The 23489-nt window shown below is 68.8% G+C and carries 22 protein-coding genes and 1 pseudogene; 14 read left to right on the top strand and 9 right to left on the bottom strand.

Annotated elements, in window-relative coordinates; all coding sequences use genetic code 11:
• Window positions 1-19: 19 nt before the first annotated feature.
• Entirely contained in the window at window positions 20-1390 is a 1371-nt protein-coding gene (locus tag SALMUC_RS16870; protein ID WP_020038423.1) for a glutamate--cysteine ligase, read from the top strand.
• A 34-nt stretch (window positions 1391-1424) separates the two neighbouring features.
• On the opposite strand, the gene SALMUC_RS16865 is transcribed toward SALMUC_RS16870, so the two are convergent.
• The 4 genes from SALMUC_RS16865 to SALMUC_RS16850 form a co-directional block, all read right to left on the bottom strand.
• A complete protein-coding gene (locus SALMUC_RS16865; RefSeq protein ID WP_020038424.1) occupies window positions 1425-2003 on the bottom strand; it encodes a DUF805 domain-containing protein in 579 nt (192 codons plus the stop codon).
• A 94-nt stretch (window positions 2004-2097) separates the two neighbouring features.
• Window positions 2098-3675, bottom strand: a complete 1578-nt coding sequence (locus tag SALMUC_RS16860) for a gamma-glutamyltransferase family protein (RefSeq protein ID WP_020038425.1) — start codon at window positions 3673-3675, stop codon at window positions 2098-2100.
• Window positions 3676-4088: 413 nt separating this feature from the next.
• Window positions 4089-4556, bottom strand: a complete 468-nt coding sequence (locus SALMUC_RS16855; protein WP_020038426.1) for an ATP-binding protein — start codon at window positions 4554-4556, stop codon at window positions 4089-4091.
• A gap of 27 nt (window positions 4557-4583) precedes the next feature.
• Window positions 4584-4916, bottom strand: coding sequence for an STAS domain-containing protein (locus tag SALMUC_RS16850; protein WP_020038427.1), 333 nt, complete (start codon window positions 4914-4916; stop codon window positions 4584-4586).
• Between the two features lie 95 nt (window positions 4917-5011).
• Here SALMUC_RS16850 and SALMUC_RS16845 point away from each other — a divergent pair, with 95 nt between their 5' ends.
• The 3 genes from SALMUC_RS16845 (at window position 5012) to SALMUC_RS16835 (ending at window position 7730) form a co-directional block, all read left to right on the top strand.
• Window positions 5012-6184 (top strand): acetyl-CoA C-acyltransferase, encoded by a 1173-nt coding sequence (locus SALMUC_RS16845; protein ID WP_020038428.1) that lies wholly within the window; start codon window positions 5012-5014, stop codon window positions 6182-6184.
• Window positions 6185-6257: 73 nt separating this feature from the next.
• The gene (locus SALMUC_RS16840; RefSeq protein WP_020038429.1) at window positions 6258-6905 is read left to right on the top strand and encodes an RluA family pseudouridine synthase; all 648 of its coding nucleotides are present in this window, start codon (window positions 6258-6260) and stop codon (window positions 6903-6905) included.
• A gap of 171 nt (window positions 6906-7076) precedes the next feature.
• Window positions 7077-7730 carry a peroxiredoxin gene (locus tag SALMUC_RS16835; protein WP_020038430.1) on the top strand — a complete coding sequence of 218 codons (654 nt, stop codon included), beginning with the start codon at window positions 7077-7079 and terminating at the stop codon, window positions 7728-7730.
• 169 nt (window positions 7731-7899) lie between these two features.
• Here the strand turns inward: SALMUC_RS16835 and glyA are convergent, their stop codons facing one another.
• A complete protein-coding gene (glyA, locus tag SALMUC_RS16830) occupies window positions 7900-9195 on the bottom strand; it encodes a serine hydroxymethyltransferase (RefSeq protein WP_021120539.1) in 1296 nt (431 codons plus the stop codon).
• A gap of 166 nt (window positions 9196-9361) precedes the next feature.
• Here glyA and SALMUC_RS16825 point away from each other — a divergent pair, with 166 nt between their 5' ends.
• The 3 genes from SALMUC_RS16825 to SALMUC_RS16815 are packed head-to-tail and all read left to right on the top strand — an operon-like array spanning window position 9362 to window position 11282.
• Window positions 9362-10123: an NAD kinase gene (locus SALMUC_RS16825; protein ID WP_020038432.1), complete on the top strand. Its 762-nt coding sequence runs from the start codon at window positions 9362-9364 to the stop codon at window positions 10121-10123.
• On the top strand, window positions 10120-10512 hold the full coding sequence (gene gloA2 / locus SALMUC_RS16820; RefSeq protein WP_020038433.1) for an SMU1112c/YaeR family gloxylase I-like metalloprotein: 393 nt from the start codon (window positions 10120-10122) through the stop codon (window positions 10510-10512). Before SALMUC_RS16825 ends, gloA2 begins: the two co-directional genes overlap by 4 nt.
• Window positions 10513-10547: 35 nt before the next feature.
• A complete protein-coding gene (locus tag SALMUC_RS16815; protein WP_020038434.1) occupies window positions 10548-11282 on the top strand; it encodes a DUF4396 domain-containing protein in 735 nt (244 codons plus the stop codon).
• A 281-nt stretch (window positions 11283-11563) separates the two neighbouring features.
• Here the strand turns inward: SALMUC_RS16815 and prpE are convergent, their stop codons facing one another.
• Window positions 11564-13462: a propionate-CoA ligase PrpE gene (gene prpE / locus SALMUC_RS16810; RefSeq protein WP_020038435.1), complete on the bottom strand. Its 1899-nt coding sequence runs from the start codon at window positions 13460-13462 to the stop codon at window positions 11564-11566.
• A 415-nt stretch (window positions 13463-13877) separates the two neighbouring features.
• On the opposite strand from prpE, the gene SALMUC_RS16805 reads away from it, so the two are divergent.
• Window positions 13878-14435: a hypothetical protein gene (locus SALMUC_RS16805; RefSeq protein WP_037372093.1), complete on the top strand. Its 558-nt coding sequence runs from the start codon at window positions 13878-13880 to the stop codon at window positions 14433-14435.
• Between the two features lie 15 nt (window positions 14436-14450).
• Here the strand turns inward: SALMUC_RS16805 and SALMUC_RS16800 are convergent, their stop codons facing one another.
• Both SALMUC_RS16800 and SALMUC_RS16795 read right to left on the bottom strand, forming a co-directional pair.
• Window positions 14451-16730 (bottom strand): NADP-dependent malic enzyme, encoded by a 2280-nt coding sequence (locus SALMUC_RS16800; protein WP_020038437.1) that lies wholly within the window; start codon window positions 16728-16730, stop codon window positions 14451-14453.
• A 122-nt stretch (window positions 16731-16852) separates the two neighbouring features.
• Window positions 16853-17047 carry a DUF3072 domain-containing protein gene (locus SALMUC_RS16795; protein ID WP_020038438.1) on the bottom strand — a complete coding sequence of 65 codons (195 nt, stop codon included), beginning with the start codon at window positions 17045-17047 and terminating at the stop codon, window positions 16853-16855.
• Between the two features lie 169 nt (window positions 17048-17216).
• Here SALMUC_RS16795 and SALMUC_RS16790 point away from each other — a divergent pair, with 169 nt between their 5' ends.
• From SALMUC_RS16790 to SALMUC_RS16765, 6 genes and pseudogenes are all read left to right on the top strand, one after another.
• Window positions 17217-18137, top strand: a complete 921-nt coding sequence (locus tag SALMUC_RS16790; RefSeq protein ID WP_020038439.1) for a manganese-dependent inorganic pyrophosphatase — start codon at window positions 17217-17219, stop codon at window positions 18135-18137.
• A gap of 162 nt (window positions 18138-18299) precedes the next feature.
• Window positions 18300-19175 (top strand): aldose 1-epimerase family protein, encoded by an 876-nt coding sequence (locus SALMUC_RS16785; RefSeq protein ID WP_020038440.1) that lies wholly within the window; start codon window positions 18300-18302, stop codon window positions 19173-19175.
• An 84-nt stretch (window positions 19176-19259) separates the two neighbouring features.
• The gene (locus tag SALMUC_RS16780) at window positions 19260-20132 is read left to right on the top strand and encodes a TIGR01459 family HAD-type hydrolase (RefSeq protein WP_020038441.1); all 873 of its coding nucleotides are present in this window, start codon (window positions 19260-19262) and stop codon (window positions 20130-20132) included.
• Window positions 20133-20302: 170 nt separating this feature from the next.
• Entirely contained in the window at window positions 20303-20941 is a 639-nt protein-coding gene (locus tag SALMUC_RS16775; RefSeq protein ID WP_020038442.1) for a DUF1326 domain-containing protein, read from the top strand.
• 16 nt (window positions 20942-20957) lie between these two features.
• A pseudogene (locus SALMUC_RS31705) lies at window positions 20958-21799 on the top strand (DUF2182 domain-containing protein).
• Between the two features lie 125 nt (window positions 21800-21924).
• The gene (locus tag SALMUC_RS16765) at window positions 21925-22368 is read left to right on the top strand and encodes a MaoC family dehydratase (RefSeq protein ID WP_037372142.1); all 444 of its coding nucleotides are present in this window, start codon (window positions 21925-21927) and stop codon (window positions 22366-22368) included.
• A gap of 73 nt (window positions 22369-22441) precedes the next feature.
• Here SALMUC_RS16765 and SALMUC_RS16760 read toward each other — a convergent pair whose 3' ends face one another.
• Window positions 22442-23482, bottom strand: coding sequence for an NAD(P)/FAD-dependent oxidoreductase (locus SALMUC_RS16760; protein WP_020038445.1), 1041 nt, complete (start codon window positions 23480-23482; stop codon window positions 22442-22444).
• Window positions 23483-23489 lie beyond the last annotated feature (7 nt).

Below are 23489 nucleotides of genomic sequence, written 5' to 3'. Positions count from 1 at the left end.
AGCAGATCGGAGTTTACCCATGTCCATTCCCCAGTCCGGCGGCGGGCCGATCGAGCATCAGGACCAGCTGGCCGAGTATCTCGCGGCCGGCTGCAAGCCCAAGGAAGACTGGCGCATCGGCACCGAACACGAGAAGTTCGGCTACCTCACGGACACCCACGAGCCGCTGCCCTACGACGGCCCGCGCTCGATCCGGGCGGTGCTCGAGGGCCTGCGCGACCGCCACGGCTGGGACCCGGTCGAGGAAGGCGGCAAGCTCATCGGGCTGACCAAGGACGGCGCCAACGTCTCGCTCGAACCGGGCGGTGCGCTGGAGCTCTCGGGCGCCCCGCTCGAGACGATCCACCAGACCTGCGACGAGGTGAACCAGCACCTCGCCGACGTGAAGGACATCGCCGACGCCATCGGCGTGGGCTTCATCGGCCTCGGCGCCGCGCCCGAGTGGTCGCACGACGAGATGCCGCTGATGCCCAAGGGCCGCTACAAGCTGATGGATGCCTACATGGGCAAGGTCGGCACCACGGGCACCACCATGATGCGGCGCACCTGCACGGTGCAGGTGAATCTCGACTTCGGATCCGAAGCCGACATGGTCAAGAAGATGCGCGTGGCGCTGGCGCTGCAGCCGGTGGCGACGGCGCTCTTTGCCAATTCGCCCTTCTTCGAGAGCAAGCCCAACGGCATGAAGAGCTATCGGTCCTACGTCTGGCGGCACCTCGACGCCGACCGGACCGGGATGCTGCCCTTCGTCTTCGACGAGGGCTTCGGCTTCGAGGCGTACGTTCAGTACGCCCTGGATGTACCGATGTACTTCGTCTACCGCGACGGGGTCTACGTCGACGCGCTCGGCCAGTCGTTCCGCGACTTCCTGAAAGGCGAGCTGCCCGCCCTGCCCGGCGAGAAGCCGACCCTGTCGGACTGGGCCGACCACCTCACGACGATCTTCCCCGAGGCGCGGCTCAAGAAGTTCATCGAGATGCGCGGCGCCGACGGCGGGCCCTGGCGGCGGCTCTGCGCGCTGCCGGCCTTCTGGGTGGGGCTGACCTACGACCAGGGGGCGCTCGACGCGGCCTGGGATCTCGTCAAGGACTGGGACGCCGAGACCCGCGAGGCGCTGCGCCTCGCCGCGGCGGACCATGCCCTGGATGCGAAGGTCAACGGGATCTCGATGCACGACCTCGCGCGAGAGACGGTGTCGATCGCCGAATCCGGCCTGCGCGCCCGCGCCCGGCAGGGCGCCGGCGGGCTGCTGCCGGACGAGACGCATTTCCTGAACGCGCTGAAGGAAAGCGTGGAGTCGGGCAAGGTCCCGGCAGACGAGCTGCTCGCGCATTACCACGGCGACTGGGACGGCGACCTGTCGAAGATCTACGCGGCCTACAGCTACTGAGCGCTGCGCTGCCTCCGCCCCGGGACCGCGCCGCTCAGGCTGCGTTGTTCCGGCGCGAGACGTTCTTCATGAAATAGTCGTGGATCTCTTCCTTGCGCCGCGCGACCTCCTCGGGAGAGGGCTCGGCGTCGGCCTGCAGGAGCACCGCGTAGGAATCGAGCGGGTTCGATGGCCGCAGGCTGTTCGACCGTATGGGCCGCGGCCCGCCCGGTTGCCCGCCCATCGGGAGACGCGGCCCGCCCCAGGCGTTCGGACCCTGCTCCGAGGGCATCAGCAGCAGGATCAGCAGGACCAGCGGCCCCACGAGAGGCACCGCCGTGACCAGCACCCAAAAGCCCGAGCGCCCGGAATCATGCAGCCGCCGAATCCCGGCAGTGAAGCTGGGCACGACGGTGAGCAACGACAGGATCGGCGTCCAGTAGGCGAAGGGGTTCGTCGGCACGTCGCGCATCGACGGCGCAGAGAGCATCGTCCAGGCGTCGGCGGCCCCGGCCGCAAAGGTTGCGACCATCACGATCAGCGTCGGCCACCAGTATTCCGCCCGCGTGGCGCGCGCGTTCAGCCGGAACGCGTTGAAGACATAGGATTCGAGGGCGGCGATGGGTCCGAACATTCTGTCGCTCCGGCGCTAACTGGTTACGCCGGAAGCGTTGCGCCCGGACCGGGCCGAAATAGGGCGCGGAGGGGGAAATTCCGGGATGCGCGCCCTAGTACCCGATGGCGCAGCCGTCCTTGCGCGGGTCGGAGGCCCCCTCGAGCACACCGCTGCCGTGGATCAGGATGGCCTGTGCCCCGCCGACGGGCGCCTCGGGCGTCACGACATTGTGGCCCATGTCGGCAAGTTCGGCGCGCACGGCGTCGGAATAGCCGCGTTCCAGTTTGAGCTCGGAGCCCTCGGCGAAGCTGCGCGGCGCGTCGATGGCGGCCTGCGGATCCATGCCGAAATCCGTCAGGTTCGACATCAGCCGCGCGTGCCCGTTGGGCTGATATTGCCCCCCCATGACGCCGAAGGGCATCGTCACGCGGCCGCCGTCGCGGACCATGGCAGGGATGATCGTGTGCATCGGCCGCTTGCCGCCACCGAGCTCGTTCGGATGTCCCTCGGCCAGCGAGAAGCCGGCGCCGCGGTTCTGCATCAGGATGCCGAACTTGTCCGAGGCGATGCCCGAACCGAAGCCGTGGAAAATCGAATAGATCAGCGAGACCGCCATGCGGTCGCGGTCGACCACGGTGATATAGATCGTCTCGCGGTGCACCGACTCGCTGAGCGTGGCCGGCGCCGCCATGACACGAGCGGGGTCGATCAGCGCGGCGAGCTCATCCGCCAGCGCATCGCTGGCGAGGTGGTCGAACCGCGTCATGTGCTCGGGGTCGGCCAGGAAGCGGTTGCGCGCGTCGTAGGCCAGCTTGGCCGCCTCGGCCTCGAGATGTGCGCGCTCGGCGCCGAAGGGATCGAGCCGGGCGATGTCGAAGCGCTTGAGGATGTCGAGCATGAGCATGGCGATGACGCCCTGCCCGTTCGGCGGATGCTCGAGCAGTTCGCGGCCGCGGTAGTCACTCGCGATGGGCGTGCCGATGGTGCATTCGGTGCGCGCGAAATCCTCGGGCGTATGCAGCCCCCCCGCCGCGTTGAGCGTGGCGAGCATGTCCTCGGCCACCTCGCCCTCGTAGAAGGCGCTGCGGCCCTCTTTCGCGACGCGGCGCAGAACCTCGGCCTGTCCCGGCAGGCGGAAGATGTCGCCCACCGCGAGCGGTTGGTCACCTTTCAGGAAGTGCGTCCGGCCTGCGCCCTGCAGGCGGTCGGCGTCCATGCGCCAGTCGAAGGCGACGCGGGGGGCCACCGGCACGCCCTCGTCCATGTAGCGGATCGCGGGAGCGAGGCTGTCGGCCAGCCCCAGTCGGCCCCAGCGGTCGGACATGGTGCAGAAGGCATCGATGGCGCCGGGCACGGTGACAGCGTGGGCCGAGGCCACGGGGACGAAGTCGTGGCCCGCCTCGCGCAGGGCTGCCGCGTCGGCATTGGCAGGGGCACGGCCCGAGCCGTTGACGGCGATCACGTCGTCGCCGCCCGCGGGCGAGACCAGCGCGAAGCAGTCGCCTCCGATGCCGGTCATCTGCGGCTCGGCCAGGCCCAGCAGCACGGCGCCCGCGATGGCGGCGTCGACGGCATTGCCGCCCTGCTTGAGGATGTCGACGGCGGCCGCCGCGGCCAGCGGGTGCGACGTGGCGCAGATGCCGTTGGTCACATGAACCGCCGAGCGTCCCGGCTGCTGGAAATCGCGCATCTCAACCTCTCCCTGTCCCGCGTCGGGCGCAGCATAGGAGCGATGCCGGCGGCGTCAATCGGGACCGGGCCGGGAATTGAGAGGGGCTGTCGGGGAAACGAAGTCCTCGACGCCACGCACAGGGTGGGGGCTTGAACGACGCGGCGCCGAGGGCAGCTCTGAGCAGCTACAGGAACACCTTGGGCGCCGAATCTGGCGGGAATGTGGTTGGGAGGGGGCGCTTGCAAGACCGTTGGGAGCAAAGTCGCGCTCTTCGGCTGCCTGGTAAGTACCTCGACGCCACGCACTGGGTGGGGGCTAAAAGAGCGCGGCGCCGAGGGAAGCCATATGCAGCTACAAGACAGGGTATGGCGGGCAAAGCTGGCGACAATTGGAGCGGATTGCGGCACTTTGATGGAATTACCTTCCGCGATCTAGGCCCGGCGGTCACCCCGCGACAGGGGAATCCCGATCTCGAGCCGGTTCTCGCCGCCCGCGCGACGATACCGCAGGCGGTCCGACAGGCGGTGGATGAGGAACCAGCCGAAGCCGCCCTCGGGCAGGTCGGCGCAGGACCCGTCGAGACAGGCGGCCGCGCCCCGCGGCACATCGCCACCGGGCATGGGGCCGCCGTCGTCGCGGAGCACGACGTCGATCCGCGACGGCCCGGCATCGAGCGCGATCGCGATGTGTCCGCCCGGCGCCGCGCGGCAGGCGTGTTCGACGATGTTGTTCAGCGCCTCTGCCAGCACCAGCTCGACCGCGCCGCGCGGCTCGGTCCGGATACCGAAGCGCGCGAGATCGCGCGAAACCCGCCCCAGCGCGCCGCGCACCGCCTCGGGCCGGCTGTCGATGTGGAGCCGCAGCGAAAGCCTGTCCTGCCGTGCCGGAAGCTGCGCCACGATGCGCCTCCTCGCGCGCGGGCGCCGTCAGCTGGCGCCCCGGGCGCCCTCGACGCTGTCGTGGATGACGAAGATCGCGTCCATGCGCGTCAGGCGGAAGACCCGGTCTACCATCGGCGTGAGCCCGGCCAAGTCGAGACGCTGCCCCTCTCCCATCGCCTTCATCGCGGCGACGATGGCGCCGAGGCCGCTGGAATCGATGAACTGAACCGCCCCGAGGTCGAGCACCACGCGGCGCGCGCCGGGTGCGACGGCGGCGCGCACGCGGTCCTTGAACTGGATGGCGACGGCGGCGTCGATGCGCGCCTCTTCCACGCGGATGACCTGGAGACCGTCGCTTTCATGGGTCGTGACGTCCATGCACCTGCCCTTCGCGTTTCACCGTGAATGCGCGGCAGGCTAGACGCCAATCCTTACCTTTCTGTAAGTATGGGCTGAAACGGGAGGAGACGACGATGCAGGACGTGGTGATCACCGGGGCCGCACGCACCGCCATGGGGGGCTTCCAGGGCGCCTTTTCCGAGGTCCCGGCCGCCGAACTGGGCGGCGCGGCGATCCGCGCCGCGCTGGCCGAGGCGGGCGGCCCGGAGGTCTCGGAGCTGCTGATGGGCTGCGTACTGCCCGCAGGCCAGGGCCAGGCCCCGGCGCGGCAGGCGGGTTTCCGGGCCGGCCTCGGCGAGCAGGTGCCCGCGACCACGCTCAACAAGATGTGCGGCTCGGGGATGAAGGCAGCGATGACGGCCTTCGACCAGCTTGCGCTGGGACAGATCTCCTGCGTGGTGGCCGGCGGCATGGAGAGCATGACCGGCGCGCCCTACCTGCTGCCCAAGATGCGCGGCGGCGCCCGCATCGGCCACGGGAAGGTGATCGACCACATGTTCCTCGACGGTCTGGAGGACGCCTACGACAAGGGGCGGCTCATGGGCACCTTCGCCGAGGATTGCGCGCAGGCTTTCCAGTTCACCCGCGAGGCGCAGGACCAGTATGCCATTGCCTCGCTCGACAACGCGCGCGACGCCGAGCGCTCGGGCGCCTTCGCGCGCGAGATCGCACCGGTCACGATCCACGCCCGCACCGGCGAGGAGGTCATCACCTGCGACGAACAGCCCGCCCGCGCGCGGCCCGAAAAGATCCCGATGCTGAAACCCGCCTTCCGCAAGGACGGCACGGTGACGGCGGCCAACAGTTCCTCGATCTCCGACGGGGCAGCGGCACTGGTGATGACGACGCTCGACCGGGCGGCCCGCGCCGGCACCCCGCCCCGCGCCCGCGTGCTGGGCCACGCGAGCCATGCACAGGCGCCCGCACAGTTCCCGACGGCCCCCGTCCCCGCCGCGCACAAGCTGCTGGAGCGGATCGGCTGGAAGACCTCGGACGTGGACCTCTGGGAGGTGAACGAGGCTTTCGCGGTGGTGCCGATGGCCTTCATGAAGGAAATGGGCCTGCCGCGCGACGTGGTGAACGTGCACGGCGGCGCCTGCGCGCTGGGGCATCCCATCGGCGCGAGCGGCGCCCGGATCATCGTCACGCTGCTGAACGCGCTCGAGACCCACGGGCTGAAACGCGGCGTCGCGGCGATCTGCATCGGCGGCGGCGAGGGCACGGCGATCGCGGTGGAACGGGTCTGATCCCGCGCCGCACGCCGGCGACCCGCCCGGTCGAGGCTTGCGCCCGGCCACGGCTTTTGCCAATGCGCCCGTCATGAGCGACACCTACGACCCGCCCGGGGATGCGATCCGCATCCTGCACGACGACCACGAGATCCTCGTGGTCGAGAAGCCCTCCGGGCTGCTCTCGGTGCCCGGCAAGGGGCCCGAGCTGGCCGACTGCCTGATCTCGCGCCTGCAGGAGGCCTTTCCGACCGTGCGACTGGTGCACCGGCTCGACCGCGACACGTCGGGTGTGATGATCTTCGGCCTCACGCCCCACGCGCAACGTCACCTCGGGCAGCAGTTCGAGGCGCGGAAGGTCAAGAAGACCTACGTCGCCCGCGTCGCCGGGCGCATGGCGGAGCGCAGCGGGACGGTCGACCTGCCGCTGATCGTCGATTGGCCGAACCGGCCCCGGCAGAAGGTCGATCACGAGACCGGCAAGCCAGCCGTCACCGACTACCGCGTGCTGCGGGCCGAGGACGACGAGAGCCGCGTGCGCCTGCATCCCCGCACCGGGCGGAGCCATCAGCTGCGGGTGCACATGCTCGAGCTGGGCCACCCCATCCTCGGCGATCCCTTCTACGCGCCCGAGACGACGGCCACCCACCCGCGCCTGATGCTGCACGCCGAGGAGCTGCGGCTGAACCACCCCGACGGCAACGAGGGCGTGAAGTTCCGGGCCAAGGCGCCCTTCTAGATCGGGCCGCGAGGGTCTTTGCCACGGCCCGCGTTTGCGTTACGTCAGCGTGGAAGCCCCCACGCGCGGCAAGGTGCCGCGCCAGGAGAAAGGCTTTGCCAGACAACTTTACATATCGGATTTAGAATATATCTAGGTCGCGATACCGGGTTCAACGCACAGGAGAGACTCATGGCTCTGCGCATCAACGACGAAATCCCCAACCTTCACGTGGTCACCGACCAGGGCGAGTTCGATCTGCACGACTGGATCGGCGACAGCTGGGCGATCCTCTTCTCGCACCCCAAGGACTTCACCCCCGTCTGCACCACCGAGTTCGGCGCCGTGGCGCAGCTGGCTGACGAATGGGCCAAGCGCGGCACCAAGGTGATGGGCATCTCGGTCGACGGCGTCGAGGACCACAAGAAGTGGAAGGGCGACATCGAGAAGACCGCCGGCGCGGCAGCCGGCTTCCCGATCGTTGCCGACGATGACCTGAAGGTCGCCAAGGCGCTCGACATGCTGCCCGCCGAGGCCTACCTGCCCGACGGCCGCACGCCCGCCGACAGCGCGACCGTGCGCGTGGTCTTCATCATCGGCCCGGACAAGAAGCTGAAGCTGTCGATGACCTACCCGATGACCGTGGGCCGCAACTTTGCCGAGGTGCTGCGCGCCCTCGACGGCCTGCAGCGCACCTACGAGCAGCCGCTGGCGACGCCCGCGAACTGGGAGGTCGGCCAGGACGTGATCGTGGCGACCGCGCTCAACGACGAGCAGGCCAAGGAGAAATACGGCGAGCTGGACATCCGGCTGCCCTACCTGCGCTTTGCCAAGAACCCGGGCTGAGCGACGCGCCATCCCGACGGTTTCGAGCCCTCCGGACCCCGGGTCCGGGGGGCTTTTTCGTGGCCCGGCGCCAGAGGCCTTGCGGCGAGGCATCAACGAAAAAGGGCCGGGCATGGCGCCCGGCCCTTTCCGGTCCCGCGATGCGGGCCTTGTCCTGTTCCGGCGGGCTTCAGCCCTCGGGGTAGACCGGGAAACGCTTGCAGAGCGCCTCGACCTCGGCCTTGACCTTGGCCTCGACCTCGGCGTTGCCCTCTTCGCCGTTGGCGGCGAGACCGTCGACCACCTCGATGATCCAGTCGGCCACCTGGCGGAACTCTTCCTCGCCGAAGCCGCGCGTGGTGCCGGCGGGCGAGCCGAGACGGATGCCCGAGGTCACGGTCGGCTTTTCGGGGTCGAAGGGCACGCCGTTCTTGTTGCAGGTGATGTGCGCGCGGCCCAGCGCCTTCTCGGTCGCGTTGCCCTTCACGTTCTTGGGCCGCAGGTCGACGAGCACGACGTGGGTGTCGGTGCCGTGGGTCACGGTGTCGAGCCCGCCCTTGATGAGCTGATCCGACAGCGCCTGCGCGTTCTTGATGACCTGCTGGGCGTAGGTCTTGAACGAGGGGTCCAGCGCCTCGCCGAAGGCCACGGCCTTGGCGGCGATGACGTGCATCAGCGGGCCGCCCTGGATGCCGGGGAAAATCGCCGAGTTGACCTTCTTGGCGATGGTCTCGTCATTGGTGAGGATCATGCCGCCGCGCGGGCCGCGCAGGGTCTTGTGCGTCGTCGTGGTGGCGACGTGGGCATGCGGGAAGGGCGAGGGATGCTCGCCCGCCGCGACGAGGCCCGCGAAGTGCGCCATGTCGACGTGCAGCCATGCGCCAACGCTGTCGGCGATCTCGCGCATCTTGGCGAAATCGATCTGGCGCGGGATGGCCGAGCCGCCGGCAATGATGAGCTTGGGCTTGTGCTCCTGCGCGAGGGCGGCGACCTCGTCGTAGTCGAGCATGTTGTCCTGCTTGCGCACGCCGTATTGCACGGCGTTGAACCACTTGCCCGACTGGTTGGGCTTGGCGCCGTGGGTCAGGTGACCGCCAGCGTCGAGGCTCATGCCGAGGATGGTGTCGCCGGGCTGGATCAGCGCGGTGAAGACGCCCTGGTTGGCCTGCGACCCGGAGTTGGGCTGCACGTTGGCGAACTCGCAGCCGAAGAGCTGCTTGGCGCGGTCGATGGCGAGGTTTTCCGCCACGTCCACCCAGTCGCAGCCGCCATAGTAGCGGCGGCCGGGGTAGCCCTCGGCGTACTTGTTGGTCATGACCGATCCCTGCGCCTGCATCACGGCGCGGGAGACGATGTTCTCCGACGCGATCAGTTCGATCTCGTCGCGCTGGCGACCCAGTTCGCCCTTGATCGCCGCGGCGATCTCGGGGTCGCGGTCGGCGAGGTCCTGGGTGAAGAAGCCGTCATCGCGGTGCGGGGCATTCATGTGCGTGTCTCCCGTGTCATGGATTTCTTGACTGGGGGTCTAGTAAAGCAAACCCGCCGCACATCAAAGGCACCATCGCGACGCGTCGGATTTATAAGGCGACCTCTCTGGCAGGGGCCGGAAACTTGTGCTTGTTTCGGACCCGACGGGAGAGGCGGGGAAACACATGTCGCTGAGAATTGCCTTCTGCGCCTCGCGCGCCCCCATAGCCGAGGCGGCGCTGGCCGCGCTGACGCGGCGCTACGGCAACCACGCCGAGGACGGCGCGGACGTGATCGTGGCACTGGGGGGCGACGGGTTCATGCTGCACACGCTGCACCGGACCGAGGAACTGGGCGTGCCGGTCTACGGCATGAACCGGGGCACGGTGGGCTTCCTGATGAACGAATACTCGGAACATGCCCTGCCCGAGCGGCTGGAGGCAGCCGAGGAGGCGGTGATCAACCCGCTGTCGATGCGCGCGCACGGCGTCGACGGCGAGGTCACCGAGGCGCTGGCGATCAACGAGGTTTCGCTACTGCGCTCCGGTCCGCAGGCGGCGCGGCTGGCGATCCACGTGGACGGCAAGCTGCGCATGCCCGAACTGGTCTGCGACGGGGCGCTTCTGGCGACGCCGGCGGGCTCGACGGCCTACAACTACTCGGCGCACGGGCCGATCCTGCCTATCGGCGCCGAGGTGCTTGCACTGACCGCCGTGGCAGCCTTCCGCCCGCGCCGCTGGCGGGGCGCGCTGCTGCCCAAGGCGGCGGAAGTCTGCTTCGAGGTGCTGGAACACGAGAAGCGCCCGGTCATGGCCGAGGCGGACAGCCGCTCGGTCCGCGAGGTGCTGCGCGTCGATGTGCGCTCGGAGCCCCGCGTCGCGCACCGCGTGCTCTTCGACCCGGGGCACGGGCTGGAAGAGCGGCTGATCCGCGAGCAATTCGTATGACCCTTGGGCTGCGCGGAATTCACCATGTCGCCGTGATCTGCACGGACTACGCCCGCAGCCGCGCCTTCTACACCGAGATCCTGGGCCTGCCGATTCTCGCCGAGACCTTTCGCCAGGCCCGGGAGAGCTGGAAACTGGACCTCGGCCTGCCGGACGGCGGGCAGCTCGAGCTCTTCAGCTTTCCCGATCCCCCCCGGCGCCCCTCGCGCCCGGAGGCGGCGGGCCTGCGGCACCTTGCCTTCGCGGTCGAGGACCTGGCCGAGGCCTGCGACTGGCTCGGGGCGCGTGGCGTCGCGGTGGAGCCGGTGCGGGTGGACGACATCACCGGCCGCCGCTTCACCTTTTTCGCCGATCCCGATGGGCTGCCGCTGGAACTCTACGAGGTCTGAGGGAACATTACTTCCGTGGCCGGTGTTGCAGCCACATGCAGACCATCGAATCCGTCATCTCGTCGCCGTGGTTCCTCGTCGCCTGGGCCGCGCTCATGCTGCCGTCGCTCGCGATCCTCTTGCGCGACCTCAAGCACAACAATACCCACCTCATGAGCCTGATGAAGGTCGTCTGGGCACTGACCGTGGTCTATTCCGGGCCGCTGGGCCTGCTGGTCTACTGGCGGACCGGCCGCAAGGAGATCCCCGACGATCACCTTTGGCGCCGGTCGTTCCGGTCCGTCGCGCACTGCTATTCGGGCTGCGGCATGGGCGAAATCGTGGGCCTGATCCTGGCGGTCGGCCTCCTGCGGCTGGGCACGACGGGAACGGTGGCAATGACCTTTGCCTTCGCCTATGCGGCGGGCTTCGCCCTGACCGTGGGCCCATTGGTGCAGGGCGGAACGTCGAAGCGTCAGGCCATGAAGGATGCCCTGATCTCCGAGACGCCCTCGATTTTCATCATGGAACTTGTCGCGATCACCGTGGATCTCACGCTCGCCGGCGATGCCGGGATAGGCGATGTCCGGTTCTGGTCTTCGCTGATCGTGTCGCTGACCTGCGGCCTTGTCGCCGCCTACCCGGTGAACGTGCTGCTGCTGCACTTCGGCGTGAAGGAAGGCATGATGGACCCCCGCATGACCGACCACGGCAGCCACGGACATGGGCATGACCACGAGGACGGTGGCGGCCATGGGCAGAATCACGAGCAACAACACGCCCACGGCTGACCGACGCGGGCTTTGGTGCATCGCCGCGTCGCAGCGGCCCGCCCTCGACTAAGCTCCGGGTCGCGCGACCGGACCAGGCCCGCGTCATCGGCGACAACGCTTCGCATCGGGTTCTGGACATCCGCGGCCCGCCACCGCCGGGACGACGCTGTCCGCCACGCTTGGGGAGCAGCGCCAGCCGCTACGGGTCCTCACGTGGGCGTCGCCGCTGCGACCGGTCTTATGTTCGTGGCCGGGCGGGCCTCCCTACCCGCCCGGCGCCTCCTCCGTTCCGATGGGCCTCAGGCCGGTTCCTTGGCGTAGCCCAGTTCCCGCACCGCGGCGCGGATCTCGTCGATGATGGCGGGATCGTCGATCGTTGCCGGGGTCTTGAACTCCTCGGCGTCGGCGATCTTGACCATGGTGGCGCGGAGGATCTTGCCCGAGCGGGTCTTGGGCAGACGGTCCACCACGCAGCACAGCTTGAAGGCCGCGACAGGGCCGATCTGCTGGCGCACCAGCGCGACCGCTTCCTTGCAGACCTCCTCATGCGGACGGTTGCAGCCCGAGTTGAGGCAAAGGAAGCCCATCGGCACCTGCCCCTTGAGCGGATCGGCCACACCGATCACCGCACATTCGGCCACGTCCGGGTGCGAGGCCAGCACCTCCTCCATTCCGCCCGTGGACAGCCGGTGCCCGGCCACGTTGATGACATCGTCGGTGCGCGCCATGATGTAGAGGTAGCCCTCGTCGTCGATCATGCCGGCATCACCCGTCTCGTAGTAGCCCGGGAAATGCTCGAGGTAGGCCTTGTGGAAGCGCGCCTCGGCGTTCCACAGCGTGGGCAGCGTACCCGGCGGCAGCGGCAGCTTGATCGCGATGGCGCCAAGCGTGCCGGCGGGCACGGGGTGGCCGGCCTCGTCCAGGATCTGCACGTCGTAGCCCGGCATCGGCACCGAGGGGCTGCCCAGCTTGACCGGAAGCTCCTCGATCCCCATCGGGTTGGCGGCGATGGCCCAGCCCGTCTCGGTCTGCCACCAGTGGTCGATGACCGGCACGCCGAGCTGCTGCTGCGCCCAGGTGATCGTGTCGGGGTCGGCCCGCTCGCCGGCGAGGTAGACCGTCTGAAGGCAGGACAGGTCGTATTTCTTCACGAACTCGCCCTTGGGGTCCTCGCGCTTGACCGCACGGAAGGCGGTGGGCGCGGTGAAGAAGCTGCGCACCTTGTGCTCGGAGATCACCCGCCAGAAGGTCCCGGCGTCCGGGGTGCCGACGGGCTTGCCCTCGAAGACGATGGTGGTGTTGCCGTGGATGAGCGGCGCGTAGCAGATGTAGCTGTGCCCGACGACCCAGCCCACGTCGGAGGCGGCCCAGAAGGTATCGCCCGGATCGACGTTGTAGATGTTCTTCATCGTCCAGTTCAGCGCCACGAGGTGTCCGGCGGTGTGGCGCACCACGCCCTTGGGCTGGCCGGTCGTGCCGCTGGTGTAGAGGATGTAGGCGGGGTGATTGCCCTCGACCGGCACGCATTCGGCCGGCTCGGTGCCGTACTGGAAGCCATGCCAGTTGACGTCGCGCCCCTCCTCGAGGTGGGCAACCTCCTGCTCGCGCTGGAAGATCACGCAGAAGTCGGGCTGGTGCTTCGCCTGCGCCAACGCGCCGTCGAGCAGCGGCTTGTAGTGGACGGTGCGGCCCGGCTCCATCCCGCAGGAGGCGGCGATGATGCACTTGGGCTGGGCATCGTCGATGCGCACCGCCAGTTCGTGCGCCGCGAAACCGCCGAAGACGACCGAATGGATCGCACCCAGTCGGGCGCAGGCCAGCATGGCCTCGAGCGCCTCGGGGATCATCGGCATGTAGATGATGACGCGGTCGCCCTTCTCGACGCCCTTGGCGCGCAGCGCCCCGGCGAGGTTTGCGACGCGGTTGCGCAGCTCGACGTAGGTGATCTCGCGCTTGGTATGTGTGATCGGGCTGTCCCAGATGATCGCCACCTGTTCGCCGCGCCCGTTCTCGACGTGGCGGTCGACCGCGTTCCAGCATGTGTTCACCATGCCGTCCGCGAACCATTCGAACTGGCCGTCGCCCGCATCGAAGAGCGCCTTCGAGGGTTGCTTGTCCCACTCGATCGCCTGCGCGGCGTCCATCCAGAACCCGTTGGGGTCCTCCCGCCACGCGCCGTAAACGTCCTTGTATCCCATGGAGCGCCTCCTCTCGTCCTGACATCCGGGATACGGCCCACAGTGCCGACCGGGCAACAATGTTAGCGTAGCACAGGACAGAATATCGCAGATGTTTTGCGAACTCGGCGCCCTGAACCGGCGCAAACTTTGCAAACCGTGCGAATATTAACGGATAATCGGCAAATGCGGGAGCGATCTGCAAATATGCAAAGCGCGATCCTGCAAATCGATCGGTCTCGACGAGCGTGTTGGCGGCACAGACCGGCGCCGCAACGCGCCTCGCACCACCGACACGGTCCGCGGGCACCCGGAACGATTCGCTCGCGCATGGCGGTCATGAGCAAGGCAAAGCCGCCGTTGCAGGAATGAGGCTGTCCGGCGGCAACATTCCGCGTGTATCTATCAATAAACAGACTCCCACAGGTTGAATGCCATGCCCTTGGTTCCACGCCCTCTTCCGGGGCGCGCTCTGTCGCGGCTTGCCCTCTCGGCGCTTTCCGTTTGTGCCTGGACGGCCGAGGCCACCAGCGAAACCTACCTGCCGTCCGAGATGCGGACGGCGGAACCGGGACTGTCCGCGACGGCGGATACTCTTGCCGGACCGGAGGCCATCCCCTTCTCGTCCGATGACCGCGGCGGGTTTCTCGGGCCTGTGACGCCCAGCGACTCCGCGATTGAGGTGGCCGGTTTCACCCCGGGGCCGCTCTTCAAGGCGCCCGGCAGCTACTTCGGTGCGAATGCCCCGGCGGACGGAACGCTGCCCGCCGAGCCCGCGCCGCTGGAAGAGACCGGAAGCGGCCCGGGGATCTATGTTCTCGTCGCGCTCGTGCTGGCCTTCGTGGCGGCGATCCTGCGCATCCGGCGCAAGCGGCGCCGCAAGCGGCGGTCGACGCGGCGGCAGGATCGTCGGATCGCAAAGCAGGAAAACCCGCCGACATATGCCCGGCACCCGAGGCGGCGCCGGAAGCGTCGGGTCTACCAGGGCGCCTGAGGCGCCCGCCCGGCATCAACCGTAGCTGGCGACCGGCGTGCCCGCGACGGCCGACATGTTCAGCAGACCGCGCGAGGTGATCGAGGGCGTCACGATATGCGCGCGGTTGCCCATCCCCATGAGGATCGGCCCCACCTCGAGCCCGCTGGCCTTGGCCTTGAGGATGTTGCGCACCGCGCTGGCCGCGTCGGCCTCGCCGAAGATCAGCACGTTGGCCGGACCTTCGAGCCGGTTCTTCGGCAGCAGGCGCCCGCGAAGGTCGGGATCGAGCGCCGAGTCGACGTGCATCTCGCCTTCGTAGACGAAATCGCGCGGCTCGGAATCGAGGATCTCCAGCGCCGCACGCAGGCGCGGGCCGGAGCCGTCGGCGTGGTTGCCGAACTGCGAGCGCGAGCAGAGCGCCACCTTGGGCTCGAGCCCGAAACGGCGGACGTGGCGCGCGGCGCCCAGCGCGGTGCGCGCGATCTGCTCGGGCGTGGGATCCGTCCAGACCTGGGTGTCGGCGATGAAGAGCGGCCCGTCCTCGAGGATCATCATCGAGAGGGCGCCATGCGGGTCGAGCCCGTCCTGCCCCAGCACCTGCGTGATGTAGTTCAGGTGCCAGCGGTATTCGCCGAAGGTGCCGCAGATCATGCTGTCGGCCTCGTCGCGGTGGACCATGACCGCGGCGATGGCCGTGGTGTTGGTGCGCAGCACCGCGCGTGCAATGTCGGGCGTCACGCCGCGCCGGGCCATGAGTTCGTGATAGGTTTCCCAGTAGTCGCGGTAGCGCGGGTCGTTCTCCGGGTTCACGACCTGGAAGTCGCGGCCGGGCCGCACCTCGAGCCCGAGGCGTTCGCAGCGGGTCTCGAGCACCTCGGGGCGGCCGATCAGGATCGGTTGCTCGGTCGTCTCCTCGAGGATCGCCTGGGCCGTGCGCAGCACGCGCTCGTCCTCGCCCTCCGCAAAGACGATGCGGCGCGAGGCGGTGCGCGCGGCCTCGAAGACCGGGCGCATCAGCAGCGCGGATTTGAAGACGCTCGCGTTGAGCCGGTCCTTGTAGGCCTGCAGGTCGTCGAGCGGCCGTTCGGCCACGCCCGACTCCATCGCGGCCTTGGCCACGGCCGAGGAGACGACGCCCGAGAGCCGCGGGTCGAAGGGTTTCGGGATCAGGTAGTCGGCACCGAAGGTCAGCTGCTCGCCGTGGTAGGCGGCGGCGGCCTCGGCGCTGGTGGTGGCGCGGGCCAGCGCCGCGATTCCCTCGACGCAGCCGATCTGCATCTCGTCGTTGATCTCGGTGGCGCCGACGTCGAGCGCGCCCCGGAAGATGAAGGGGAAGCACAGGACGTTGTTGACCTGGTTCGGGAAGTCGCTGCGCCCGGTGGCGATGATCGCGTCGGGTGCGACGGCGCGCACGTCGTCGGGCATGATCTCGGGCGTGGGGTTGGCGAGGCCGAAGACGATGGGCTGCGCGGTCATCTTTGCGACATGCTCGGGCTTGAGCACGCCCGGGCCGGAGAGACCGAGGAACATGTCGGCGCCCTCGATCACCTCGTCGAGCGTGCGCAGGTCGCCGGGCTGGGCAAAGGCCGCCTTCTGCGGGGTCATGTCCTCTTCGCGGCCCTCGTGAACGAGGCCGTGGATGTCGCAGAGCCAGATGTTCTCGCGCTTGACGCCGAGCTTCACCAGCATGTTGAGGCAGGCGATGCCCGCCGCCCCGCCGCCGGTCGAGACCAGCTTGATGTCCTCGAACTTCTTGCCCGCGACGTGCAGCGCGTTGAGCGCGGCGGCGCCGACGACGATGGCGGTGCCGTGCTGGTCGTCGTGGAAGACGGGGATGTTCATCCGCTCGCGGCAGATTTTCTCGACGATGAAACAGTCGGGGGCCTTGATGTCTTCGAGGTTGATCGCCCCGAAGGTGGGCTCCATCGCGCAGACCAGCTCGGCCAGCTTCTCGGGGTCCGGCTCGTTCAGCTCGAGGTCGAAGCAGTCGATGTTGGCGAACTTCTTGAAGAGGACCGCCTTGCCCTCCATCACCGGCTTGGACGCAAGCGGTCCGATGTTGCCGAGGCCCAGCACGGCCGTGCCGTTCGAGACCACCGCGACCAGGTTGCCGCGCGCCGTGTAGCGCGCCGCCGCCTTGGGGTCGGCCTTGATATCGAGGCAGGCCTCGGCCACCCCCGGCGAATAGGCGAGCGCGAGATCGCGGCCGTTGGCCAGCGGCTTGGTCGCGCGGACCTCGAGCTTACCGGGCTTGGGGTTCTCGTGGTAATGGAGCGCCGCCTGGCGCAGCGTTTCCTGGGCGGAGTCGGACATCAGCAGCCTCGTCGCGAAGATAGTTCAACGCTGAACAAACACCCGGCGGGCGTTTGGAAGCCGCATAGCAGGTCACTGCCACCCGGTAAACGAAAACTGCCGCCGCACTGCGGCGAGCGCTCTTACCAGGCGATGTCCTCGAGATCCGCGATCCGGCGCTCGGCTTCCTGCATCGTCAGGTTCTCGTCGTAGCTTTCGCCGGTTCGGTCGGACAGATCGCGGAGGCGCGCGGCCTGCACGTCGGTCATCGGCTCGCGCGGGTCCGGCGGGACGTCCTGAGCGGTGTCGAGGGCTTTCATGGTCGCGGAAGGTGTCATGCGGTCGGCTCCTTTCGACGGGGGAACACGTGCGGCCCGGGACAGGTTCCATGGTACCACCCGGTGCTATCGCAAACAGGGCCTCGGGGCCCTATTTCGGCGGGTGACAATCACCGGGGCCGCTCCTATAAGGCGCGCGAGTTCCGATCCGCACCCAAGGAGTTTTTCGATGACCACCCTGGTTTTCGGCCACAAGTCCCCCGACACCGACAGCACCGGCAGCCCCATCGTCTGGTCCTGGTACCTCAACGAGATCAAGGGCGAGAACGCGGCCCCCGCCCTGCTGGGCGAGCCCAACACCGAGGCCGCCTTCATGCTCGAACACTGGGGTCTCGACAAGCCGCAGATCATCTCCGACGTGGACGAGAGCGCGCCGGTGGTCATCGTGGACACCAACAACCCGGCCGAGCTGCCGGCCTCGATCAACGCGGCCGACATCAAGGGCATCATCGACCACCACAAGCTGACCGGCGGCCTCGAGACCAAGGGTCCGATCGACATCACCGTGCGCCCGCTGGCCTGCACGGCGACGATCCTGGTCGACCTGATGGCCGATGACGCCGAACGCATGCCCGACCCGATCAAGGGCGCGGCCCTGACCTGCATCCTGTCGGACACGATGGAATTCCGCTCGCCCACCACCACCGACCACGACAAGGCCGTGGCGCAGAAGCTGGCCGTCGAGCTGGGCGTCGATATCCCCGACTTCGCCGCCAAGATGTTCGCCGCCAAGTCCGACGTCTCGGCCTTCTCGGATGCCGAGCTGCTGCGCATGGACTCCAAGGAATATGCCGTCGACGGCACCAAGTTCCGCGTCTCGGTCCTGGAAACCACCGCGCCCGAGATGCCGCTGGGCCGCAAGGCCTCGCTCATGGAGACGATGAAGACCGTGGCGAAGGAAGACGGCGTCGACGAGGTGCTGCTCTTCGTCGTGGACATCCTCAAGGAAGAAGCGACGATGCTCATCCCGAACGACACCGTGAAGTCGGTCGCCGAGAAGAGCTTCGACGTCACCGTCGAGGGCGACACCGTGGTGCTGCCCGGCGTGATGAGCCGCAAGAAGCAGATCATCCCGAACCTCAAGGCCTGATCCGCCGGATCGGCCGCGACACCAGGGGCGCCCCGGCCGGGGGCGCCCTTTTTCTTTTCGTTCGACCGGCACTGCGCCGCGACGACAGTCCGGGGCACTGGCCATCGCACCGCTGCTGCGCCACCCTGCGCCCGTGCGAGCGACGCAGGAGAGACCGCGCCCATGACCGACGAGACGATCCGCATCGCCAGCGACGCCCTTTCCGCCTCGGTCGCGCCGCTGGGCGCCGAGATGCAGAACCTTCGGACCGCCGCCGGCGACGAGTTGCTCTGGCATGGCGATCCGGCGTGGTGGGGCGGCCGGGCCCCGATGCTCTTTCCCATCGTCGGCCGCGCGCCCGGCGACCGCGTGGCAGCGGGCGACCACGAGGCGGAGATGCGCCAGCACGGCTTTGCCCGCCGCTCGGTCTTCGAACTGGCCGAGCGGCAGCCCGATCGCTGCCGCCACCTGCTGCGCGACAGCGAGGCGACCCGCGCGGTCTATCCCTTCGCCTTCGAGATCGCGGCAGAGCACCGGATCGAGGGCGCGACCCTCTCGGTCTCGGTCAGCGTCACCAACCTCGACACGCGCCCCCTGCCCTTCGGCTTCGGTTTTCACCCGGCCTTTCGCTGGCCCCTGCCGGGCGCGGAAGGGCAGGCCCACCACGTGACGCTCGCCAACGGCGCCGCGCCCGCGATGGCCCGTCTCTCGCCGGACGGGCTGCTGCCCGAGGCGCGCCATGCCTCGCCCTTCGATGCGGGCCGGCTGACGCTCGACCCGGCGATGTTCGAGGCCGACGCGATGATCTTCCCCGAGAGCGCCGGGAGCGCCCTCGCCTACGGCCCCGAGGACGGTCCGCGGCTGGAGTTCGCCTTCGAGAACCTTCCCAACCTCGCGATCTGGAGCAAGCCGGGGGCGCCCTTCGTCTGCATCGAGCCCTGGCACGGCATGGCCGCGCGCGAGGGCGCCTCGCCACAGATCGCCGAGCGTCCCTGGGCGCTCGATCTGCCAGCCGGCGAGACCGCGCGTTTCGGCTGGAGCGTCACGCACCGCGGCTGATGGCGGCCGCCCCCCCGGGGATGCGCTCTGGCCCCTGCAGGCGCTCTCCCCTACAAGGGCGGAGAGAACTCTGCAGAGGCCAGCATGACCCAGATCATCGACCGACTTTCCGACATCTCTGATCAATACGAGGCGCTTTTCGTGGACCTCTGGGGCTGCGTGCACAACGGCGTCACGGCCTACCCCGAGGCCGTCGAGGCGCTGCAGGAGTACCGCAAGACGGGCGGCGTCGTGGTGCTGCTGACCAACGCCCCGCGCTCGCGCCACGAGGTGGCCAAGCAGATCGCCCGCTTCGGCGTGCCCGACGACGCCTGGGACAACATCGGCAGCTCGGGCGATGCCGCGCGCGCGGCGATGTATCGCGGCGCCGTCGGCAACCGGGTCTGGTTCCTGGGCACCGACTTCGACCTGCCCTTCTTCGAGCCGCTGCACCTGGTCGAGGACCCGGTGCGCATCGAGCGGGTCGAGCTCGAGGAGGCCGAGGGCATCGTGTGCTGCGGCCCCTTCGACGCGCTCGCCGCGCCCGACACGCTGCGCCCGCAGCTCCTTCTGGCCAAGCAGAAGGGGCTGAAGCTGCTCTGTGCCAACCCCGACATCGTGGTGGACCGTGGCGAGGCGCGCGAGTGGTGCGCCGGCGCGATCGCCGCGCTTTACACCGAGATGGGCGGCGAGAGCCTCTACTTCGGCAAGCCGCATCCGCCGATCTACGACCTTGCGCGGCAGCGCCTGCACGAGGTCGCGCCGGACATCAACGACAGCGCGGTCCTGGCCATCGGCGACGGCATCAAGACCGACATCGCCGGCGCCATGGGCGAGGAGATCGATTCGCTCTTCATCTCGGGCGGCCTCGCGGCAAAGGAGACCAAGACCGACCGTCAGCCCGAGAAGGCGGCGCTCGAGTCCTACCTGGCCGATCAGCAGTCCGCGCCGACCTATTCCATCGGCTTCCTGCGCTGACACGAAAATCACGCTTTGCGGCATTTGGCCGCACAGTCCCGTTCGTGTATCCTCGGGCGCACGGCTTCCAGGCCGTGCGTCTTTTTCTTCCGGTATTCCGTTCCGATCGAATTTCTTCTCCGGGCCCCGGCCCGATCATTTCCCGTCATCCCGAACAGGGGGACCACATCATGACAGACTGGACAATTCGCGCCTTCGAGCTCGCCAACTGCAACTGCGCCTTCGGGTGCCCCTGCCAGTTCAGCCAGCTGCCCAGCGATGGCACCTGCGAAGCCGCCGTGGCCTTCGACATCAAGGAAGGCCACTACGGCAATGTCGACCTGGGCGGGCTCAAGGCCGCAACGCTCTACAAGTGGCCCGGCGCGGTGCACGAGGGCAACGGCCAGATGCAGCTCATCATCGACGAGGCCGCCACGGCCGAACAGCGCGCCGCGCTCGAGGCGATCATGACCGGCGAGGACACCGAGGAAATGGCCACCATGTGGTACGTCTTCGGCGCCATGTCGCCCAACCGGCACCCGGTTCTCACTGCGAAGATCGACATGGCCTACGACCGCGAGACCGGCATCGGCTCGATCAAGGTGGGCGACGTTTTTCGCACCGAGATCAAGCCGATCCCCAACATCGTCTCCGGCGATCCGCACCGGGTCGCGGTGACGCTGCCGCACGGGTTCGAGTTCGCGGAGGCCGAGTTCGCCTGCGGCAGCACGGAGACGCGGGATGCCGCCATCGAACTGCTCAAGAACAACGCCAGCCACGCCCATGTCGCGCACCTGCACCTGACGGGCGCCGGCGTGGTCCGCGCCTGAGCCCGGACGCGCCGCCATGACGAGCGCAACAGGCGGGCCGCCACCGCGGCCCGGGCTGGCCGAGCGGCTGGCCCGCCGGGACATCCTGATCGTCGCGGCTGCCGTGGCGGCGATCTTTGCCATCGCTGCGATCTACACGCTGTCGGGGGTGGGCATGAACATGTCCGCCCTCGAAATGACCCGCATGGCCCGTCCGGTCGGCCAGCCGATGCAGATGCCCATGGCCCCGCAATGGAGCGCAGGCTACGCGCTGCTGGTCTTCCTCATGTGGTGGATCATGATGATCGCCATGATGACGCCCAGCGCGGCGCCCATGCTGCTGCTCTTCGTCGCGCTCAAGAAGGCCGGGACCGACCGCGAGCGCGCCCATGCTCTGGGCCTGCTCTTCCTCGCGGGCTACCTGCTGGCCTGGGCCGGCTTCTCGGCGCTGGCCACGGGCCTGCAATGGGGGCTCGAGGCCGCGGGCCTCGTCGAGGGCGCCATGATGGCCGTCAGCTCGCGCCTGCTCGCAGGGATGGTGCTGCTTGCCGCGGGGCTTTACCAGTTCAGCACGCTCAAGCACGCCTGCCTCGATCACTGCCGCAGCCCGGCGCATTTCGTCGCCGCCCACCATCGGCCAGGGCCGGGCGGCGCGCTCGTCATGGGGTCGACCACGGGCTCTACTGCCTCGGTTGCTGCTGGGCGCTCATGGCCCTGCTCTTCGTGGGCGGGATCATGAACCTGTGGTGGATCGCCGGGCTGGCCGCCTACGTGCTGGCCGAAAAGCTCGTGCCGTGGCCGCGTCTCCTCGCCCACGGCACCGGCGCGGCGCTGATTGCCTTCGGGCTCTGGTGTCTCGCCACCGGCTTGCCGGGCTGACCCGCCTCCCGGGGCCCGGCAGGCCGGAATCTGCTTGCTTTTCTGCGCGCGCGAAGTAATAAAGTTGCCGAAACATGGCGACGTGATATAGAATTGTTATCAGGCGAAATGCGATGGAGGCGGACATGCTCGACAATCTTCCCCGCGGAACGATCTGCATCGAGGACATCGAGATGGGGATGACCCGCTACGTGCAGAAGCGCGTGACCGACCGCGACATCGAGCTCTTCGCCGAGGTCTCGACCGACCACAACCCGGTCCACCTCGACGACGCCTACGCGCAGGACACGATCTTCGAAGGGCGCATCGCCCACGGGATGCTGACGGCGGGCCTGATCTCGGCGGTGATCGGCGAGCAGCTGCCCGGTCACGGCACGGTCTACCTCGGGCAGACGCTGAAGTTCGTGGGGCCGGTGCGCCCCGGCGACGTCGTCCACGCCGAGGTCAAAGTGACGGAGATCGAGTTCGCCAAGCGCCGCGTCACGCTCGACTGCGCCTGCACCGTCGACGGCAAGCCCGTGCTGGTCGGCGAGGCCAAGGTGCTCGCCCCATCCCGCAAGTTCGACTGAACGGCCCCAGCCGCTTCTTCTTGTTCCAAATACGCACTTTCGTCGCGGCCTGCCGCGACGGGGGCGAAGCCCCTCAGAGCGAATCCTCGACCCGGAAGCCCTCCGGGATCTCGTCGCGCCCCTCGAGCACCAGATCGGCCATGACCTCGGCCACCTTGGGCGCCATGCCGAAGCCGATCTTGAACCCGCCGTTGGCGATGAAATGCCCGGGACGGTCGGGCCAGCCGCCCAGCATCGGCGCCCGGCTGCGCGCGCGCGGGCGCACCCCGGCCCAGCGTTCGATCACCTCGGCGCCGTGCAGCACCGGCATCGCCAGCGCCGCGCGTTCGACCAGGTCGTCGCATTGCCCGTCGGTCGAGGCCGGATCGTCGAAATCGCGCTCTGTAGTCGAGCCCAGCGCGACGGTTCCGTCGCCATGCGGCACGATGTGCAGCCCCCCGGCGAAGACCTGCGGCACCGCGCCCGCGTCGTGACGCAGCAGCACCGCCTGCCCCTTCACCCCGGTGCCGACCTTGCGGCCCAGCGCCTCCGACAGCTCCTGCAGCCCGCGCCAGCCGGTCGCGTGGATCACCGCGCCCGCGTCGTCCCCTTCGGTCTGCACGTGCACGTCGCGCACCTCCAGCGCCGCCCGCAGTGCCGCGCAGGCCCGGCGCGGCGCCATCTGCGCGCTAAGCGTGTCGCGGATCAGCCAGCCCGTGGGCGTGACCGGCGCCCAGGGACCGGCCGCCTCGGCGCGGATCACCTCCCAGGCGGCCGCATCGCCCCAGAGGTCACGCGCCGTCTCCACCCGCGCCCGGGCCAGCTCGACCCCGTGGTCGTCGGCCACCGGTTGCAACCGCCCGAGCCGCGCGTAGTCGGGCGAGACCCCGCCGGTCCGCGCCACCTCGTGCCAGAAACCCTCGGCCATGAGCAGGCTTTCGAGCTGGAAGGCCTTCTTGGGGTTCCAGTTCTCGGGCACGTGCGGGGCCAGCGCCCCGACGAGGCCGCCGCTCGACCCGGCGCCCGGACCGGCCGGGTCGATCACCGCCACGCTCGCGCCCCGGCGGGCGCAGGCCCAGGCCACCGAGAGGCCGAAAATGCCCGCCCCGCGCACCGTCACGTCCACGCTTGCCATCGCCCTG

Origin of the sequence: Salipiger mucosus DSM 16094 (assembly GCF_000442255.1) — a bacterium.
GTDB lineage: Bacteria > Pseudomonadota > Alphaproteobacteria > Rhodobacterales > Rhodobacteraceae > Salipiger > Salipiger mucosus.
Note: the sequence above shows the minus strand (reverse complement) of the source record. Positions and strands in the feature narration are given on the sequence as shown.